Origin of the sequence: Streptomyces pluripotens (assembly GCF_000802245.2) — a bacterium.
Taxonomy (GTDB): domain Bacteria; phylum Actinomycetota; class Actinomycetes; order Streptomycetales; family Streptomycetaceae; genus Streptomyces; species Streptomyces pluripotens.
In genome coordinates this window covers 4074752-4093212 of record NZ_CP021080.1, presented here as the reverse complement: position 1 = coordinate 4093212, position 18461 = coordinate 4074752, and the positions used below count along the sequence as shown (strand labels likewise).

The window sequence follows — 18461 nt, the reverse complement described above, 5'->3', positions numbered from 1 at the left end:
GGGCGCCCGGTGTCCCCCGGGCGCCCTTCGCATACGCCCCTCAGCTCCCGCGCCGCAGCCGCCGCAACCCGAAGAGTGCGGCCAGCCCGACGGCAACGACGACGACACCGACCTTGAGGCTCCCGCCGCCGCTCTTGTTCTGGGAGGCCGCGGAAGTCCCGCTCGTGACCGGTGACTTGACGGACGGTCGGCCGCCGGGGGCGTCCTCCGCCTGTACGGCACTGTCCGCGCCCTCGCTGCCGTACATCAGCTTGGTCCCGTCGGCCGAGTAACTGATCGACTCCCCCTGCCCCTGCAAGGGCACGTCGAGTCGTCCCTCCCGCTTGATCCGGCCGCCGTTCCAGTCGTAGTAGATCCCGCCGAAGTAGCCGCGCACGGCGAGCTGGCGACCGTCCGGGGAGAAGGCCGCGTCGGTGGCCCACAGGTCGACGGCGGCGATGGGCTTGAAGACGTTCGTACCGGAGGTGGAGAGGGCGGCCGGGCCCTCGTACAGGTGCCCGCCGTCCTCCTTCTTGTCGATGATGTAGACGCGCCCGGTCTTCGGGTGGACGATCAGTGACTCGGCGTCACGCGGCCCGTTCGCGTACTTCACGACGTACTGCGTGGCCGTGACCGTCTCATCCTTGAGCACCTTCGGCTCGGGCAGCCGGTAGATCCACACATACGGCCAAGTGCCGCCGCGGTTGTCGCCGATGTCGCCCAGGTAGATCTCGTTGTGCGGTCCGATGGAGATGGCCTCGACGTCACGGGGAGCGCCGATGCCACGCAGGGTGAGCCGGGCGACCGTTGACCCGGTCCGGCTGTCCACCGCGAAGACGTAGGGCCCGTCACCGCTGTCGTTGTGCGTCCAGTAGACGCCGGGGTGGAGGTGGGAGGCGGCAAGCCCGCTGGACTCGGCGATCCGCGGGTCCTTGATGGTGAACCCCTGGTCGCCGCTGCCGTTGCCGCTTCCGCCGTCGGCGGCGGTGGCTGTGGCGGCGGGCAGCGCGCAGGCCCCGGTGAGCAGCACCCCGGCGAGGACGGCGAAGGATCGACGCATGTCCCCAAGCCTGCCATTTCCCCGGAGGGTTCGCGGGACGTGGTGGGCCTCACACCCCACGGGCGCAGCCGATCGTCCATCATGAGCGGATGCTCAGGTTCATGCCCGTAGGTGACTCCATGACGATCGGGAGCGCGGGCGAACACACATGGCGTCACCGGCTGTGGCGGCACCTGTGCACGACGTACAACGGCCCGTTCACCTTCGTCGGCCCGCGCGAGACGCTGTACGACAAGTCCACCGACGCGCCGACGTCCCTCGCCTACGCCGACCCCCGCTTCCCCCGCGCCCACCTCGCGGGCTGGGGCGAGGGCTGGCTGCACATGGCCCCGCTGATCGGCGACGCGGTACGGGCCCACCGTCCCGACATCCTCCTGGTCTCCCTGGGCCTGATCGACCTCGGCTTCTACACGAACGCCGAGCAGACGGCGCAGAACGTCCGTTCCTTCATCGTCCAAGCCCGTACGGCCGCCCCGCACCTCCGCATGGCAGTGCTGCCGGTGATCCCGAACATCCGCGCCTGTGCGGACGCGTCCTTCGCCGCGCAGGTCGCCGACTTCAACACGCTACTGGCGAAGGCGGTCGCCGACCTGGACGAGCCGCGCTCGCCGGTCCTGCTCGTCTCGCCGCCGGAGCCGTACGACATCCACACCGACACCTACGACGGTACGCATCCCAACGCGCGCGGGGAGCACCGGATCGCAGAGGCGTTCGCGCGGGCGATGTGGGAGGGGTGGGAGGTCGGCGGACCGTACCCAGCCGGAAACGGCTTGGCCTGATCCCGGAGCATCCAGGTGACCGTACGTATCGTTGAACCGCGTGGCTGCACTGTCGACGGAGCGGTCGGGGAGGAGCGCCACGATGACCGTCCTCGAAGACAGGATCGCGATGGCCGAGAGCGACGACGAAAGCACGCTCGACGAGATGTTCGAGCGTCTTGAGAAGATGCCCGTCCCCGAGGGATACAAGGTCGAGATCGTCGAGGGGACCGTCTACAAGGCGCCGCAGCGGGACACCCACTGGGAGATCATCGCGGACATCTACGAGCAGTTGCGGACCAAGTCCCCCAGGAAACGGGTGAAGTCCGACGTCCGCATCGACTAACCCGGCCATCTGAACGGTTTCGCGACCGATGTGACGGTGATCGCCGAAGGTGCCGCCAAGACAGCGAGCGACCAATGGCGTCACCAGGACGTCGAGTTCGTCGCCGAGGTCATCTCCCAAGGGACCGCACCAACGACTACGGCCCCAAGAAGAGTGCCTGCGCCAAGGCCGAGGTGCCCGTCTACCTCGTCGCCGACCCCTGCCAACGCCGCTGCCACGTCTACACCCACCCCAAGGGCGACGACGCGACCGAGACGTAAGCCGACTTCGGAGACGACGTCGACCTCACCGCCACGGTGGTCGGTCTGGTCCTGAAGACCGGCGAGTTCCCCGTCGACTAGCCGTACTGACCCGTGCGGTCGGTGCGGTGATCAGCAGGTGTGCGCTGCGCCCCGACAAGTCGGTACGACCGGCCCAGCGCTCCCACCCGCAGCACACCACCCGCCCCTCCCACCCGTCCACCCCGGGCGGCGTCGCCGGGTGCCGTCACCGAGCGCGACCGGCAACAGGGGGAGAAGGGGAGAAGGGGACAGAGCGAGTCGGGACAACTCCCCAGCACGGTCCGGCGGATGCTTGCTTGGAGCGCGCTCCAAGCCGTTGGCTGGAGAACCATGAAGTACACACAGCTTGGACGCACGGGACTCAAGGTCAGCCGACTCGTCCTCGGGACGATGAACTTCGGGCCGCAGACCGACGAAGCCGAAAGCCACGCGATCATGGACGCGGCACTGGACGCGGGCATCAACTTCTTCGACACCGCCAACGTGTACGGGTGGGGCGAGAACAAGGGGCGGACCGAGTCCATCATCGGGAACTGGTTCGCCAAGGGCGGAGTGCGGCGCGACAAGGTCGTCCTCGCCACCAAGGTCTACGGCAACATGGGCACCGACGGCGAGGCCTGGCCCAACCAAGACCGGCTCTCGGCACTCAACATCCGCCGGGCCGTGGAAGCCAGTCTGACGCGGCTGCGGACCGACCACATCGACCTCTACCAGTTCCACCACATCGACCGGACCACCCCCTTCGAGGAGATCTGGCAGGCGATCGACACCCTCGTCCACCAGGGGAAGATCCTCTACGTCGGATCCAGCAACTTCCCCGGATACAAGATCGCCCAGGCCAACGACATCGCCGCCCGCCGCAGCGGCACGCTCGGCCTGGTCAGTGAGCAGTGCCTGTACAACCTCGTCGAGCGCCGTGCCGAGATGGAGGTCATCCCGGCCGCGCGGGACTACGGCCTCGGCGTCATCCCGTGGTCGCCGTTGAGCGGCGGACTGCTCGGCGGAGTGATCAAGAAGCAGGTCCAGGGCGGTCGCCGTGCCTCCGGGCGGGCCGCGGACCTGCTCACCGACCCCGCCACCCGGGCCCGGATCCAGTCCTACGAGGACCTGCTCGACAAGCATGGCCTGGCACCCGGCGAGGTGGCGCTGGCGTGGCTGCTGAAGCAGCCCGGCGTGACCGGCCCCATCGTCGGCCCGCGCACCCCGGGGCAGCTGGAGTCCGCCCTCAGGGCGCTGGAACTGGAACTGAGCGGGGACCTCCTGGCCGGGCTGGACGAGATCTTCCCCGGTCCTGGCCCTGCTCCGGAGGCCTTCGCCTGGTAGTACCGACAAAGGACGGTGTCCCCGCGGAGACGCGGGGAGACCGTGCTACCAGTCACGCACGGGCCGTAGCCGAGGAGCCGAGCGCGGTTCCCCAGCTCCTCCCACGGAGCCCTTACTTGACCGCCGCGGTCAGGGCCACCACGACGAACATCAGCACAAGCGCACCGGCCATGATCCGGTTCCGGGTTTTCGGGTCCACACCATCGAGCCTAACCGGACCCGCCGAGAACCCAACGGGCGACCGTCTCGTACCGCGGCTGTTCGCCCGGCACCCCGGACCTCGGCAGCTCACTGCGGACCAGCGCCAGGTCGGCCACGGTCCAGGCACGTGTGGTGAAGTCCGCGAGGGCGGCCACGCAGGGTCGCGTATCCGCTCCGTCCCGGCCCCGCGCCAGCGTCAGGTGGGCCAGGTACCGGCGGTGCTCCGTCATCGGCACGCCCGCCCTGCGGGCTGCCGCCTCCGCCCGGCCGGCCAGCAGCCGCAGCGCCTTCACGTCTCCCTGGGCACCCGTCCAGAGGATCTTGCCGCGCCCGAACTGGCCGCCGCCGGAGAGGGCCAGCCGGAGCGGGGCGGAGCGGCGGGCCGCGCGCTCCAGGCGTTCCGACAGGCCGGGTACGAGTTCATCGGCGACCTCACCGTAGAAGGCGAGGGTGAAGTGCCAGCCGGGGCGGCTGGTCCAGCGCAGCCTCTCGGCACCGGGCAGCCGCTTCAACCGGGCCACTTCCTTGGCGAGTTCACGCGCGACGTCGTCCGGGGGCAGGACGGCGGCGAAGAGTCTCATGGAGCCAGTGTGCCTCCGTGCCCCACCACGCACGGACGCACCGCCCTCACCCTGCGCATGGGCGTCTCGCCCGGCCGCACCCGCCGCCACCACGTCGCTGCGGCGGCTGAGCGGCAGCCCGGGGGGCGACCCCTCCCTCAGGACCGGCGGCCTCCCCCACGGCCGGTTACGACGCGGTCGCCAGGTGCCGCCGGGGCTTGCGGGGCACGAACCGCACCCGTGGGTGGCCGTGGTGCCAGCCCACCGCCAGGCGCAGCCCCCCGACGCGGGCCAGGACGAGACCGATGGCGGCGGCCGCGACGGCCGAGACCGCTCCGCCGAACGCGAAGCCGATCCGGGCTCCGTAGGTGTCGGTGATCCAGCCGACGACCGGTGCGCCCAGCGGGGTACCGCCGACGAACACCATCATGAACAGGGCCATCACCCGACCGCGCATGGCCGGGTCGGTGGCCATCTGCACAGCGGTGTTCGCGGTGACGTTCACGGTCAGGCCGCAGACGCCGATCGGAATCATGAGCAGCGTGAACAACCAGTACTGTGGGACCGCCGAAGCCAGGACCTCCAGCGTGCCGAAGGCCAGGGCGGCGGCGATCAGGACGCGCAGCCGGGCCGTGCCGCGCCGGGCGGCCAGCAGGGCACCGCCCAGCGAGCCGACGGCCATCAGGGTGTTGAAGAGGCTGTACGCGCCGGCACCGGAGTGGAAGACGTCGTCCGCGTAGGCCGAGAGCCACACCGGGAAGTTGAAACCGAACGTGCCGATGAAGCCCACGAGGATGATCGGCCAGATCAGCTCGGGGCGGCCGGCGACGTAGTGCAGGCCCTCCCGGAGCTGGCCCTTCCCCCGGGGCGCGCGCTCGACCACGTGGAGCTCGCGTGCATGCATCAGGAGCAGGCCCGCGATGGGCGCGGCGAAGGACAGCCCGTTGGCGAGGAACGCCCAGCCGGTCCCCACGCCGGTGATCATGAGGCCGGCGACGGCGGGCCCGACCAGGCGGGCGGACTGGAAGTTCGCGGAGTTGAGGCTGACCGCGTTCTGCAGCTGCTCGGGGCCGACCATCTCAGAGACGAAGGACTGGCGGGCCGGGTTGTCGACCACCGTGGCGAGGCCGACGGCGAAGGCGGCGAGGTAGACGTGCCAGACCTGGACGTGACCGGAGAGGGTCAGGAACGCGAGGGTGAGGCCGGTCACGGCCATGGCGGACTGGGTGACCAGGAGGGTGGGGCGCTTGGGCAGGCGGTCCACGAGGACGCCGCCGTAGAGGCCGAAGAGGAGCATCGGCAGGAACTGCAGGGCCGTCGTGATGCCGACGGCCGCGGAGGAGCCGGTGAGGCTGAGGACGAGCCAGTCCTGGGCGATGCGCTGCATCCAGGTGCCCGTGTTGGAGACCACCTGGCCGATGAAGAACAGGCGGTAGTTCCGGATCTTCAGGGAGCTGAACATCGAGGACGTGCGCGAGGCACGTGCGGTGGCGGGGTTGGTGGTAGCGGTGGCCGGTGCGGGGGCGGAAGGTGTTCCGGATCCCGTACTCAAAGGGGTTCGCCTCCTCGGACGTCTTGCTTACAGATGTGCGAGCTTCTCCAGCACGGGGGCGGCGGCGCGCAGTCTGGCCCATTCCTCGTCGTCGAGGTCCTCCACGAGCCCTGCCAGGAACGCGTTGCGCTTGCGGCGGCTCTCGTCGAGCATGGCTTCGGCCTGCTCGGTCTGGGTGACGACCTTCTGGCGCCGGTCCTCGGGGTGCGGCTCCAACCGGACCAGCCCCTTGGCTTCGAGCATCGCGACGATCCGGGTCATCGACGGGGGCTGGACGTGTTCCTTGCGGGCCAGTTCGCCCGGGGTGGCGGTGCCACATCGGGCGAGGGTGCCGAGCACCGACATCTCGGTGGGGCTCAGTGACTCATCCACCCGCTGGTGCTTGAGCCGACGGGACAGCCGCATCACGGCTGAGCGGAGGGAGTTCACGGCGGCAGCGTCGTCACCATGGCTAAGGTCCGGCATGTTCATTAGGGTAACTCATTACCCTCCCTAAAGACCACCGGGGATGTGGGTACCTGCCCGTGATGCCCGCCACGGAAACCCTCCGATCACCCATATGAGTGAGCCGGTTCCGAAAAGTGGTGCATCGGGTGGCTGGACGTGGCATCCCTCGTACGCATGGGGACCAGTGTGCTCAGCCTGCGGATAGACGGGGAGCTGCTCGAAAGGCTCCGGCATCGTGCGGCGAAGAGAGGAATGAGCGTGCAGGACTATGTGGTCCGCACGCTCACCCGGGACGACTTCGACGAACGGTTCCAGACCGCTGTCGAGGAGACGGAGAAGTTCTACGGGGTCACCTGAGCCCGCAGGCCGGTCACGTGAACCGCGGGCTCAGGTCAGCCCCAGCGCCGGCATCAGGTAGTAGAAGGCGAAGACCGCCGAGACGACGTACATCGCGACCGGGATCTCCCTGGCCCGCCCGACGGCCAGGCGCAGGATCGTGAAGGTGATGAAGCCCATGCCGATGCCGTTGGTGATCGAGTAGGTGAACGGCATCATCAGCATGGTCACGAAGGCCGGGACCGCGATGGTGTGGTCGGCCCAGTCGATCTCCTTGACCGAGCTGGACAGGATCAGGAAGCCGACCGCGACCAGGGCCGGGGTCGCCGCCTGGGACGGGACCATCGTGGCCACCGGGGTGAGGAAGAGGGCTGCCGCGAAGAGGCCGCCCGTGACGACGTTCGCGAGGCCCGTGCGGGCACCCTCGCCGACACCCGCCGTGGACTCCACGAAGGCGGTAGTGGCCGAGGAGGAGCTGGCACCGCCCGCCGCGACGGCGAGGCCGTCGATGAAGAGCACCTTGTTGATGCCCGGCACGTGGCCCTCCGCGTCGGTCAGCTTGGCCTCGTCGCTCACGCCCATGATCGTGCCCATCGCGTCGAAGAAGCACGACAGCAGGACCGTGAAGACGAAGAGGACGCCGGTCAGCACGCCGACCTTGGAGAAGCCACCGAAGAGGCTGACGTGGCCGACCAGGCCGAAGTCGGGCGAGGCGACCGGATTGCCCGGCCACTTGGGCACCGTCAGGCCCCAGCCGGGGATGTGGGCGACCGAGTTCGCGATCACCGCGAGCAGGGTCATGCCGACGATCGAGATGAGGATCGCGCCCGGCACTTTTCGGACGATCAGCACGAAGGTGAGCAGCGCGCCCAGGATGAAGATCAGCACCGGCCAGCCGGTGAGGTGACCGCCGGCGCCGAGCTGCAGCGGGACGGTGGTCTCGGCCTTGTCCGGGATACGACTGACGAAACCGGAGTCGACGAGGCCGATCAGCATGATGAACAGGCCGATACCGATCGAGATCGCCTTGCGCAGGCCGTACGGCACGGCGTTCATCACGCGCTCGCGCAGCCCCGTGGCGACCAGCAGCATCACCACGAAACCGGCCAGCACCACCATGCCCATGGCGTCCGGCCAGGACATGCGGGGCGCCAACTGGAGCGCGACGACCGAGTTGACGCCCAGGCCGGCGGCGAGCGCGATCGGCACGTTGCCGATGACGCCCATCAGCAGCGTGGTGAACGCGGCCGTCAGCGCGGTCGCCGTCACCAGCTGCCCGTTGTCCAGGTGGTGCCCGTACATGTCCTTCGCGTTCCCGAGGATGATCGGGTTCAGCACGATGATGTAGGCCATCGCGAAGAAGGTGGCGAAACCGCCCCGGACTTCCCGGGCGACGGAGCTGTCGCGTTCGGAGATCCTGAAGTGGCGGTCGAGCAGGCCGTAGGCGGGCCCACGGCTCGGCTTCTCGGGGGTGGGGGCCTTGGCGGGAGCCGAGGTGGACATGCGGGACCTCATCACCAACGGGGTTCCCCCGAGCCTCGCTGGAGCTTCCTACGATCAGAGCCGGTCGAAGACAAACGGCTTCAGTATGAACATATGAGTTCCAGATCGCTATCTCCGCGCGTAGACAACGGTGGCCCTTAAGCTGTGCCCATGGCTAAGTGGACCCCCAAGCACGAGGCGCCGGAGCCCCTGGAGGGCCCCGTGGTCGCCACCATCACCGGCGGCACCATCGTGTGGTTCATCCTCTTCCTGGTGCAGCTCCCGTTCTACGGCTGGTACCGCGATCACGGGCACCTGCAGTGGCTGTGGACCTGCCTGGCCGGGGGCGGACTGGGACTCATCGGCATCTGGTACGTGCGCAAGCGCGACGCCGCGCTGAAGCGGGCGGCCACACTGGACCCGGCGCCGGTCGAATAGCCATCCGACGGACCGGCCCGTTCCCGGCCGCGGGACGGCCGGAATGCCCGGGACGGTCCGCCGAACACGAGGCGGGGTGGGCAAAGGCCACGTACCGTCGAATACATGTCGCACATCGACGCGGGCGCCGACCTCGGCTCTGTGCACCCGGGAACCCCACCCGGAACCCCACCGGCCGGACTGACCCGGGCCGAAGTCGCGGAACGTGTCGCGCGCGGCCAGGTCAATGACGTTCCGGTGCGCAGCAGCCGGTCCCTGAGCGAGATCGTCCGCGCCAACGTCTTCACCCGGTTCAACGCGATCATCGGCGTGCTCTGGCTGATCATGCTGGCCGTGGCACCGATCCAGGACAGCCTTTTCGGCTTCGTGATCATCGCCAACACCGGCATCGGCATCGTCCAGGAGTGGCGCGCCAAGCAGACTCTCGACTCGCTCGCGGTGATCGGGGAGGCCCGGCCCACCGTGCGGCGCGACGGTGTCGCAACCGAGGTGGCCACCCATGAGATCGTTCTCGACGACCTCATAGAGATCGGCCCGGGTGACAAGATCGTGGTCGACGGGGTCTGCGCGGAGGCAGACGGCCTCGAGGTCGACGAATCGCTGCTCACCGGCGAGGCCGACCCCGTCGTCAAACACCCCGGCGACCAGGTCATGTCCGGCAGCTTCGTGGTCGCCGGCGGTGGTGCGTTCACCGCCGCCCGGGTGGGCCGCGAGGCCTACGCTGCCCAGCTCGCCGAGGAAGCCTCACGCTTCACCCTCGTCCACTCCGAACTGCGCACCGGCATCTCCACGATCCTGAAGTACGTCACCTGGATGATGGTCCCGGCCGCGATCGGACTGATCATCACCCAGCTCGTGGTGAAGAACAACGAGTTCAAGGGTTCCGTGGCCCGCACGGTTGGCGGCATCGTCCCGATGGTCCCGGAAGGGCTGGTGCTCCTCACCTCCGTCGCCTTCGCGATCGGCGTGATCCGACTGGGCCGCAAACAGTGCCTGGTGCAGGAACTGCCGGCGATCGAGGGGCTGGCCCGCGTCGACACCGTCTGCCTGGACAAGACCGGCACGCTCACCGAGGGCGGCATGGACGTCACCGGCCTGCGGCTGCTGGACGGGGCCGACGAGTCGTACGTGCGCAAGGTGCTCGGCGCCCTCGGCGAGTCCGACCCACGCCCCAACGCCTCCCTCCAGGCGATCATCGACGCCTACCCCGACAACGACGACTGGCGCTGCGTCGAGTCGCTCCCCTTCTCCTCCGCCCGCAAGTACAGCGGAGCCGTCTTCAGCGAGGGCGACGGAGAAGACAGCACCTGGCTGCTGGGCGCCCCCGATGTCCTCCTCGACTCCGGCACCCCGGCCCTGGTCGAGACCGAGCGCCTCAACGAGCAGGGGCTGCGGGTCCTGCTGCTGGCCCGCGCAAGCCGTGACCTGGATGACCCGGAACCAGCCGAGGCCGCCCGTCCCACCGCCCTCGTCGTCCTCGAACAGCGGCTGCGGCCGGACGCTGCCGACACCCTGCGCTACTTCGCGGACCAGCACGTGCGCGCGAAGGTCATCTCCGGCGACAACGCGGTGTCGGTCGGGGCGGTGGCCGCCAAGCTGGGTCTTCAGGGCAAGGCGGTGGACGCGCGGCGGCTGCCCGCCGACCGTGCCCGGATGGCCGAGGCGCTGGACGAGGGAACCGTGTTCGGGCGGGTCACCCCGCGGCAGAAGCGGGACATGGTCGGTGCGCTGCAGTCACGCGGGCACACGGTCGCGATGACGGGCGACGGCGTGAACGACGTGCTCGCGCTCAAGGACGCCGACATCGGCGTGGCCATGGGATCCGGTTCGGAGGCGACCCGTGCGGTGGCGCAGATCGTTCTGCTGAACAACAGCTTCGCAGTCCTGCCGTCGGTGGTCGGAGAGGGCCGCCGGGTGATCGGCAACATCACCCGCGTGGCGACCCTCTTCCTGGTCAAGACCGTCTACTCGGTGCTGCTGGCGCTCCTGGTCGTGTTCTGGCAGGTCGAATACCCGTTCCTGCCGCGGCACCTGACCCTGCTCTCCACACTCACCATCGGCGTACCGGCCTTCTTCCTGGCCCTGGCACCCAACAAGGAGCGGGCCAGACCCCACTTCGTGCGTCAGGTGATGCGGTACGCCATCCCGGGCGGTGTGGTGGCCGGATCGGCGACCTTCGCGGTGTACCTGGTCGCCCGCCACTACTACACGGGCTCGGTCCAGCTGGAGGCGGAGACCAGCGCGGCCACGCTGACGCTGTTCCTGATCTCCATGTGGGTCCTGGCGATCATCGCCCGCCCCTACACCTGGTGGCGGGTGACCTTGGTGGCCACGATGGGCGCGGCGTTCCTCGTCGTCCTGGTCGTGCCCGCCCTGCAGAGCTTCTTCGCGCTCAAACTGGTCGGCGTCGCGATGCCCTGGACGGCGGTGGCCGTGGCGGTGGTGGCGGCGGCAACCCTGGAGTACCTGTGGAAGTGGGTCGGCCACCGTTTCCCGGAGTGATCACGGACCCGGCACGGGTGCCGTGCGCCCCAACCGGCCGTCAGAGCCGGCCACGGGCCCTGTCTGCGGGGTGCTGCCGGATCCGCAAGACTCCGCCACGGGCCGGCCGGCCTAGGACCAGGCCTGGTCCTAGGCCTGGGCTCACTTGGTGACGTCGACGATCACCCAGTCCGCTGACGCCTCGTGCAGCGCGTCTCCGCCGTAGGAGACGCTGTAGAGGGTGCTGCCCTTGGCGGGGGGCACGTCGTCCACCGTGAAGGAGCCGTCGGAGCCGACGGTGACGGCGGGCAGGTCGATGACGCCCTTCTTCGTCGCCCTGAGCACGTTGAGGGTGGTACCGGCCGGCAGCGCGGCCCCCGGCGTGGTCAGGGTGCCGTGGATCTCCACACCCGACGTGGTCGCCTTGGTGGGCGTGTCGAGCGCCAGGTCGGTGGGCGCCTTGGCCACATCCACGGCGAGCGTGGCGTCCTGGGCGGGGTCGTGCGCGGAGTCGCCCGCGAAGGAGACGGTGTAGGTGGCCTGCCCGGTGACGGCCGGGGTGTCCTCCAGGGTGAACGTGCCGTCCGAGCCGACGGTGGCCGACGGCACCACGTGGTCGCCGGCCGAGTCGTGCCGCACCGCGGTCACTTGTACGGGCGTGCTGGGCGCGGGGCCGTTCAGCTGCAGCCGCCCGGAGATCTGCACGGCCTGGCCGGCGTAGGGGGTGCCGGGCTGCACGGTCAGCGGGGTGTCGAAGGAGGAGTGGTAGCGCCCGTCGGGGTTGCTGATGACGTGGAGCCAGTACGCGTCCCCGGCGGCGTTGGTGGTCATGGCGAACAGCCGGGAGCCGTCGGCGCTGAAGGCCAGTCCGCGGTCGGCCACGCGGTCGCCGCCGCTCGTCCCGTCAGTGAAGGCGTACTCCCGGGGCGCGTCGCCCTGGGCGGGATCGGCACTCTGGACCAGGAGGTCGGCCGCGGTGCCGTCGACCGCGCCGCCGCGCGCAAGGAGCGTGCCGTCCGGGCTGAAGGCGACCGCCGTCGAGCTGGTGCCGTCGGGCAGCGGCCCGTATCCGGGCGTCACTTCGCTCAGGTCGTTGGTGGAGAGCGTCTTGGTACCCGACGCCCCGGCCGCGACCAGGGCGAGGGCACCGTCGGGGCTCACCGCCACGTCCCGCGGCACCGTCGTCGGGTCGTCCGGGCCGGCGAACCCGTGCACGGCCGACCGGCTGAGGGTCGACGTGGTCGCGTTCCACACGCCGACGGCCAGCTTGGACCCGGAGCTGGGGAAGGCGTACGCCTCGACGACCTTGTCGCCGGCGGGCGAGACGGCGACCTTCGGGTCGACTTCGCCCGAGATGCTCTCCGAGTAGCTGCCGCCTGTCAGAGCCCCGCTGTAGAGCGCCTGAGGCTCGGTAGTGCAGTCCGTCGGGGCCGACTGACTGGTCATCCGGGTGAACCTGAGCGTGCTACCGGTCGCCACGATGTCGCCGGCGCACCTGCCCTTGAAGAAGTCGCTGCGCAACCATCCGCCACCGATGTAGGCGAAGTCGTCGGGATTGAAGATCAGGATCCCGTTGGCCACGCCGACGTAAAGGATCTTGCCGTCCGCGGAGAGCATCATCGCGCCCGGGTCGACGAGGGCGTCGGTCTTGACGGTGTGCAGCAAGGTGCCGTCGAAGTCGTACACCAGCAGTTCGTGCACGGTCGCGTTGAGCGCGCCCGTGGTCACGTAGACACGCTGGCGGGCCTGGTCGACCAGCATGCGCGAGTACGTGCTGGACGGCAGTTTGACGGCGACGTCGGACGGTTCGCCCAGCTCGACCGCGTGCGCGGCCGGTGCGCCGGTGGCGAGCGTGGCGGTGCAGACCGCCAGTGCGGCGAGCAGACTGCGGGCCCGCCGGAAGCGGGCATGCTGGTGCTCAGACAAGAGACCCCCCAAGAATCCTGTTCGATCCGTGATCGCCGCCGGGGCGGCGCTGGGACCTTAACAGAACGTCAGTTCTCTTGGGGCGCAACCGCTTCCCCGACTCCCGCACCCGACTCGGGCGGGACGCGCCGATGGGTGGTGCTGCACACGGTCGGAAGGGGCCGGGAGCGTGAGCCGGATGGATAGCTTCGCCGAGGAGAGTCGCGGCGGGTGGGCCGCGACTCTCGCGCCGGGCGTCCGGCCGCTACTTCACGTCGACTACTTCACGTCGACTACTTCACGTCGACGTAGTCGCCCTTGGCCTTGACGGCCGGCGTCGTCGTGGTGCCGGCGAAGTAGAAGCGCCAGTAGCCGTCGTACTTGGCGGTCGTGGTGGTCTTCAGGTTGCCGTACGAGTTGGTGTAGACCGTCTTGACGGTGGTGTAGGTGCTGGAACCCTTCTTGCGGAACTGGAGCTTGACCGGCTGCTTGGTGTAGCCGTGGTACTTGCGGTCCTCCCAGTTGGCGCGGGACAGCTTGCCCTTCACCGTCAGGGTCTTGCCCTTGACGACCGGCTCCGGGCCCGCGTTGGCGGTCAGCTTGGAGTAGCGCTGCACCCGGGTGCTGGCGAGGCCGCTCTGGTCCTTGAAGCCGACCTTGCTCAGGTCGGGGTCGGTCTGGTCCTGACCGTTGAAGGCTATGACCTCGGCGGCCACGTGCCAGGTGCCGGCCCAGGCGTTCTTCAGGTCGCCGTCGGCCGGGTAGATGTCGACCGTGCCGGCGCAGGTGGCGGTGGTCGTCGAGGTGGCGGTACAGGTCGCCGGGCTGTCGCCGTCCAACTCGGCGGTCGGGTCGTCGAAGGAACCCCGGTACAGGTAGGCATCCGCGAAGAAGTCCTTCGCGGTGATGTCGACTTCGGCGTCGTGGGTCAGCGTGAACGTGTACTTCCTGCTGACTTCGTACGTGGTGCCGACCTTGATCGCCTTGGCGATCTTGACGGAAGAGAAGCTCGCGTTCAGCGTGTGCGGGACACCGCTGGACGGGGCCGCCTGCGCCGTCGGTACGGCAAAGGCGGAGAGGGCCAGGGCGCCGGAGACGGCGGCCACAGTGGCACGAGTACGCATGTGCGTTCCCCTGGAGGGAGAAGTGAGGTGGAGTCGGTCGACTCACGCCATCAGATCCACAACCCGGCAGGGTGGTTGTAGGGCAAACCTGCTTTAGATCAGATTTTATGATCATGTAACCTTCGCGGGGCGCAACGCCTCACCCGGGACCGGTCGCTGCTGCGGATGGCCGAGAAGGAATTCGCGGACGTGCTGGACACGAACGTGATGGGGGCCTCCGGGTGGTCAAGCAGGCCGCCGGCGAGACGGTCGAGGCCGGACGCGCGGGTAGGGCCGCCGCTCACCGGTGTTCGGAGACGAGCACCGCGCGGGTGGCGGGCTCCAGCGCCTGGAAGACGGGCGGGACGTCGGCCGGATAGCAGATGTAGTCGCCCGGGTGGAGTTCCACCGGCTCGTCGGCAATACCCACCAGGGCCCGACCCGCGCTGATCACGACGTGCTCCACCACGCCGGGCAGGTGCGGAGCGGAAAGGCGCTGCGGGCCGGGCTCGGCGGCGATGCTGTAGACGTCCCGCCGGGCCCCAGAGGGGGCGGCGGCGAGGAGGGTGGCTTGCCACCGGCCACCCGTCGTGCCGATTCGATCACGACGAGCTGAACTGCCCCAGCGCGTCGGAGGTACCCGAGGGACGACCGCCGGCACTGCCCCCCCCAACGGATTCCCGTTGGGGGGAACGCACCCGGCCCCGCCCACGTCACGCCCGGGAAGGCCGGCGGCCGGGACGCCAGGCGGCCGGCCCCTCGGCCAGGTCGCCCCGGTCCCCCTCAGTCGAACCAGCGGTCCCGCGCCAGCTCCTGTGTCCGGGACGGGTCCTCCAGCAGGGCGGCCACCTCGAACCGGCGCGGCCACTGGCCCGCCGCCCACGCCAGGCCGGCGGCGACGCCCTCCAGGGTGGAGGCGTGCAGCACGCCGTCGTCGGTGAGCCGCCAGTCGATCTCGACGCCGTCCACGACCAATTCGCCGTGCTCGACGTACGACTCGGGCGTACGCACCCCGAGCAGGACCCGCACCGGTTCCGGCACGTCGTGCTCGGTCCCCTCGGAGTCCACCTTGCCGGTGACGGACTCGCTCAGCCGCCGCACCTGGAACAGCTCGGCCAGTTCGGCGGCCCGGGACGGCCGGACGGGCAGCAGCGGAATCCCGGAGGTGAACGGCAGGAGATCGGGCGAGTCGACGACCACCGCGTCCGCCGCGTCCACGACCGTCGCCCGCCCGTCGACCACGGCCCGCAGATCGTCCGGAAGGGTCACCTGGTCGGGGTCCAGGTCCGCCAACGCGCTGTAGAGTCCGTGCAGTTGGGCTGGGGTGACGGTCCGGTCCGGGTCGGCCAGCCGGTCCAGCAGTTCGGCGGCGCCGCCGGGCTCGTCCAGCAGGGCGGCAACGGAGGTCCGCACCCCGAGCGCCCGCAGCACCTGCTCGTCCTCGAACCCGGTGGCGTCCGCCTCTTCGTACAGGCCGCGCAGCAAGGGGTCGCCGCCCGCCGCGAGCAGACCGGCCGGCCGACGCCCGTCGAGGACCGGATGCCCCCGCAGCCACCAGGCCGTGTACGGGCGTACGACCTCGTGCGTGCCGTCGTGCAACAGGATGCGCACCGGCTGGGTCAGTGCGTCCCGCAGCGGCGGCCGGGCCAGCAGCGCGAGCGCCTCGGGCCAGTGGTCGTCGTCCACCAGGTCCAGATCGCGCACGGCGACGAGTTCGGTGGCGACGGGCGGCACCGGGCTGTCCGGGAAGCGGTCGAGGATGTCCTCGCACCAGACGTCCACGGCGTCCAGCAGGCCCGCGTCGTCGGGCTCGGCGAAGTCGCCTTCCCGGGGTTCGAGTTCGTCCGGGTCGAGGACGACGTCGGTGGCGCGCACCAACGCGAAGTCCGCCAGCACCCCGCAGGCGGTCAGCGGCTGCACCCCCCACTTCTCGGCCAGGTCCGCGTCCACGGCGCCCAGTTCGCCGTCCCTGATGACCCGCGCGAAGGCGCTTCCGGGCAGGACGAGTTCACCGGCCGGGGCGAGTTCACCGTCTTCGTCGGGCAGTGCGAGAGCCCCCAGCCAGGGCTCGTCGCCCGGTTCCAAGCCCGCGTCCCGGACCAACCCGAGGACGGTGTCCGCCAGTTCCTCGGCGTCCGGCGCGTCCTCCTCCCAGCCGATCCCGCCCTCCTCGTCCAAGGAAGCGGCCACGGCGGCCCGCACCTGCGGGGTGGTCAGCACCGCGCGCGCGGTCGCGGGCAGCGCGCCCAGCTTCTCCAGCAACGGGTGTACGGCGTCCGGGTGGGCGACCTTCAGCCCGAGCCGCCCGAGGACGTCGGCGTCGATGCGGGCGCCGTCCGGGGTGGGCAGCAGCACCTGCCGGGGTCCGATGGTGGTCCGGTCGTCCGCGAGCGGCACCGGCAGCCCGGAGAGCCGGTCGGGGTCGACCCCGGCGAGACTGTCGTAGAGCCGCCACCACCAGTCGGGGTCCTTCTCCAGTCCGGCCAGCCGGTCGATGGCGTCGGCGAGCGGTAGCCGGGCGATCCCGAGGGCGCGCAGCTCGGTGCGCCGCTCCAGCCCGGCGGGCAGGAGGGTGGGCAGCACCTCGGCGAGCACCCGGACCGTGTCCGCGCCGGCCCCCTCCACGATCTCCGCGTCCCTGGGCCGCAGCGCCTCCGGGAGACCGTCCTCCTCGCCTTCCCCGCCCTCGCCCGATACGGCGGGGGGCAGGAAGGCGGTACGCGGCAGCCGCTCCAGGATCGCCTGCCGCAGTGCACCGTCCAGCTCGCCCGTGCCGAGTGGCCCCGGCACGAGGTCGATGATCCCGTCCGTCACCGGACGCCAGTCGGCCAGCAGTCCGGCGTACGCATCGGCCGCACGCTGCACCAGGAAGTCGGTGAGCGGTCCGGGCGCCGCGTGCCGCCGGGTGGTGTCCAGCGGGAGGGAGGCGATGAGCAGGGCGGGAACCCCGAGGGGCTCGTCGCTGGGGGTGGGCGCGTGCACGACGGAGTGCGTACGGGGCCGCACCGGGCGGCCCGCCTCGTCCTCCGGCACGGCCCAGGTCACCGACCAGTGCGGGCGCAGCCGCTCCTCCACCGGCCGGCCGACCAGCAGCTCAGGGGTGAGCGGACCGTGCGCGACGGCGGTGCGCCACCTGGTGGCGCCGTTCCGCGAGTCCTCCACGACCGTGACGGTGCCCTCGGTGCGGCGCCACAAGGTGCGGGGCGCCTCGGCGTTCACCTCGATCACGACCTCCGCCAGCCCCGGGAGGGCCAGGAGCAGCGCGTCGTCCACGGCGGTGAGCAGCCGCTCGGCGAGGTCGGCGGCAGCCGCGTCCCGCAGCGGCAGGATGACGGCGGTGTCGTACGGCTCCGGGGCGGATCCCTCGGCGGCGAAGGGCAGCCGGAGCAGCGGCACGTGCCCGTCCCGCCGCCGCATCTCGTCGCCCAGGCCCGGGCTGTGCCGGGCGGTGTCGGCGGCCAGCCCGCGCGCCTCGGCCAGCGACCAGCGGACCCCGCCGTGCCGGCCGACGATCGCCGGCTCGTCGGTGACGGAGAGGACGGCGGCGAACCCGACGCCGAACCGGCCCACGGCGCCGTGCGTGGCGTCGGCCTCCCGCTTGGCGGAGGCCCGCAGCGTGGACAGCGACTCGACACCGGTCGCGTCCAGCGGGGCGCCGGTGTTCGCCGCCACCAGCACGCCGTCGCGCAGGGTGAGCCGCAGCCGCCCCGGCGTCCTGGCGCGAGCAGCGGCATCGGCGGCGTTCTGGGCCAGCTCGACCACGAGCCGGTCCCGGTAGCCGCCCAGGACCAGGTCCTCCTCGGCGTTGGCGTCCTCACGGAACCGGGCGGGGCTGGTGGCCCAGGCGTCGAGGACACCACGGCGCAGACGGGCGGTGCCGAAGGGGTCGGCGCCCTCGGCCGCCGGCCGCACGAACTTGCTGCTCACGTTCTCTCTCCTCATCGACGTGAGGAGAAGGTACCGCCAGTGTCCGACAGCCGGCGCGGTCGGTGGCGTGCAATGACGTCCCTGCGCTGGTCCTCCGGCCTACGGGCCGGCCCCAGGGCCCCGCGTTGCCGCCCGCCTCTCTGGACACCCGTGCCACCCAGAGGTTTCCGGGGTCACAGGAGGCAGGGCAGACAGCGGCGCTGGTGGCCCTTCTCCGGTAGCCTGGCTGTGCGCACGAAATCGCGGTCCGGTTGGTAGCCCGGACGCTGTCGTAGTACGGCA

General features: G+C 70.5%; 14 protein-coding genes and 1 pseudogene. 6 read left to right on the top strand and 9 right to left on the bottom strand.

Translation table 11 applies throughout. The features are described 5' to 3' along the window. Positions 1–40: 40 nt before the first annotated feature. Positions 41–1039, bottom strand: coding sequence for a hypothetical protein (locus LK06_RS18600; RefSeq protein ID WP_043433094.1), 999 nt, complete (start codon positions 1037–1039; stop codon positions 41–43). Between the two features lie 89 nt (positions 1040–1128). Here LK06_RS18600 and LK06_RS18595 point away from each other — a divergent pair, with 89 nt between their 5' ends. From LK06_RS18595 to LK06_RS18585, 3 genes and pseudogenes are all read left to right on the top strand, one after another. After that, entirely contained in the window at positions 1129–1818 is a 690-nt protein-coding gene (locus LK06_RS18595) for an SGNH/GDSL hydrolase family protein (protein WP_039650736.1), read from the top strand. Positions 1819–1900: 82 nt separating this feature from the next. Next, a pseudogene (locus tag LK06_RS33975) lies at positions 1901–2484 on the top strand (Uma2 family endonuclease). Between the two features lie 270 nt (positions 2485–2754). Then, positions 2755–3747 (top strand): aldo/keto reductase, encoded by a 993-nt coding sequence (locus tag LK06_RS18585; RefSeq protein WP_039650733.1) that lies wholly within the window; start codon positions 2755–2757, stop codon positions 3745–3747. A 209-nt stretch (positions 3748–3956) separates the two neighbouring features. Here LK06_RS18585 and thpR read toward each other — a convergent pair whose 3' ends face one another. The 3 genes from thpR to LK06_RS18565 form a co-directional block, all read right to left on the bottom strand. Beyond that, on the bottom strand, positions 3957–4529 hold the full coding sequence (gene thpR, locus LK06_RS18575; protein WP_039650731.1) for an RNA 2',3'-cyclic phosphodiesterase: 573 nt from the start codon (positions 4527–4529) through the stop codon (positions 3957–3959). A 166-nt stretch (positions 4530–4695) separates the two neighbouring features. Continuing rightward, on the bottom strand, positions 4696–6060 hold the full coding sequence (locus tag LK06_RS18570) for an MFS transporter (RefSeq protein ID WP_374208100.1): 1365 nt from the start codon (positions 6058–6060) through the stop codon (positions 4696–4698). Between the two features lie 27 nt (positions 6061–6087). Continuing rightward, positions 6088–6525 carry a MarR family winged helix-turn-helix transcriptional regulator gene (locus tag LK06_RS18565; protein WP_039650923.1) on the bottom strand — a complete coding sequence of 146 codons (438 nt, stop codon included), beginning with the start codon at positions 6523–6525 and terminating at the stop codon, positions 6088–6090. 156 nt (positions 6526–6681) lie between these two features. Here LK06_RS18565 and LK06_RS18560 point away from each other — a divergent pair, with 156 nt between their 5' ends. Continuing rightward, complete coding sequence (locus LK06_RS18560; protein ID WP_039650729.1) at positions 6682–6864, top strand: ribbon-helix-helix protein, CopG family; 183 nt, start codon at positions 6682–6684, stop codon at positions 6862–6864. 30 nt (positions 6865–6894) lie between these two features. On the opposite strand, the gene LK06_RS18555 is transcribed toward LK06_RS18560, so the two are convergent. Beyond that, the gene (locus LK06_RS18555) at positions 6895–8346 is read right to left on the bottom strand and encodes an NCS2 family permease (protein ID WP_039650727.1); all 1452 of its coding nucleotides are present in this window, start codon (positions 8344–8346) and stop codon (positions 6895–6897) included. Between the two features lie 150 nt (positions 8347–8496). On the opposite strand from LK06_RS18555, the gene LK06_RS18550 reads away from it, so the two are divergent. Next, entirely contained in the window at positions 8497–8763 is a 267-nt protein-coding gene (locus tag LK06_RS18550) for a DUF2530 domain-containing protein (RefSeq protein WP_071659278.1), read from the top strand. A gap of 105 nt (positions 8764–8868) precedes the next feature. Next, on the top strand, positions 8869–11265 hold the full coding sequence (locus tag LK06_RS18545) for an HAD-IC family P-type ATPase (protein ID WP_039650721.1): 2397 nt from the start codon (positions 8869–8871) through the stop codon (positions 11263–11265). Positions 11266–11406: 141 nt separating this feature from the next. Here the strand turns inward: LK06_RS18545 and LK06_RS18540 are convergent, their stop codons facing one another. From LK06_RS18540 to LK06_RS18525, 4 genes are all read right to left on the bottom strand, one after another. Beyond that, the gene (locus LK06_RS18540; protein WP_039650719.1) at positions 11407–13170 is read right to left on the bottom strand and encodes a WD40 repeat domain-containing protein; all 1764 of its coding nucleotides are present in this window, start codon (positions 13168–13170) and stop codon (positions 11407–11409) included. A gap of 272 nt (positions 13171–13442) precedes the next feature. Next, complete coding sequence (locus tag LK06_RS18535) at positions 13443–14273, bottom strand: hypothetical protein (RefSeq protein WP_039650717.1); 831 nt, start codon at positions 14271–14273, stop codon at positions 13443–13445. Between the two features lie 280 nt (positions 14274–14553). Beyond that, on the bottom strand, positions 14554–14706 hold the full coding sequence (locus tag LK06_RS34070; RefSeq protein WP_199806283.1) for a cupin domain-containing protein: 153 nt from the start codon (positions 14704–14706) through the stop codon (positions 14554–14556). Positions 14707–15035: 329 nt separating this feature from the next. Next, positions 15036–18194, bottom strand: a complete 3159-nt coding sequence (locus tag LK06_RS18525; RefSeq protein WP_039650715.1) for a sacsin N-terminal ATP-binding-like domain-containing protein — start codon at positions 18192–18194, stop codon at positions 15036–15038. Between the last annotated feature and the right edge of the window lie 267 nt (positions 18195–18461).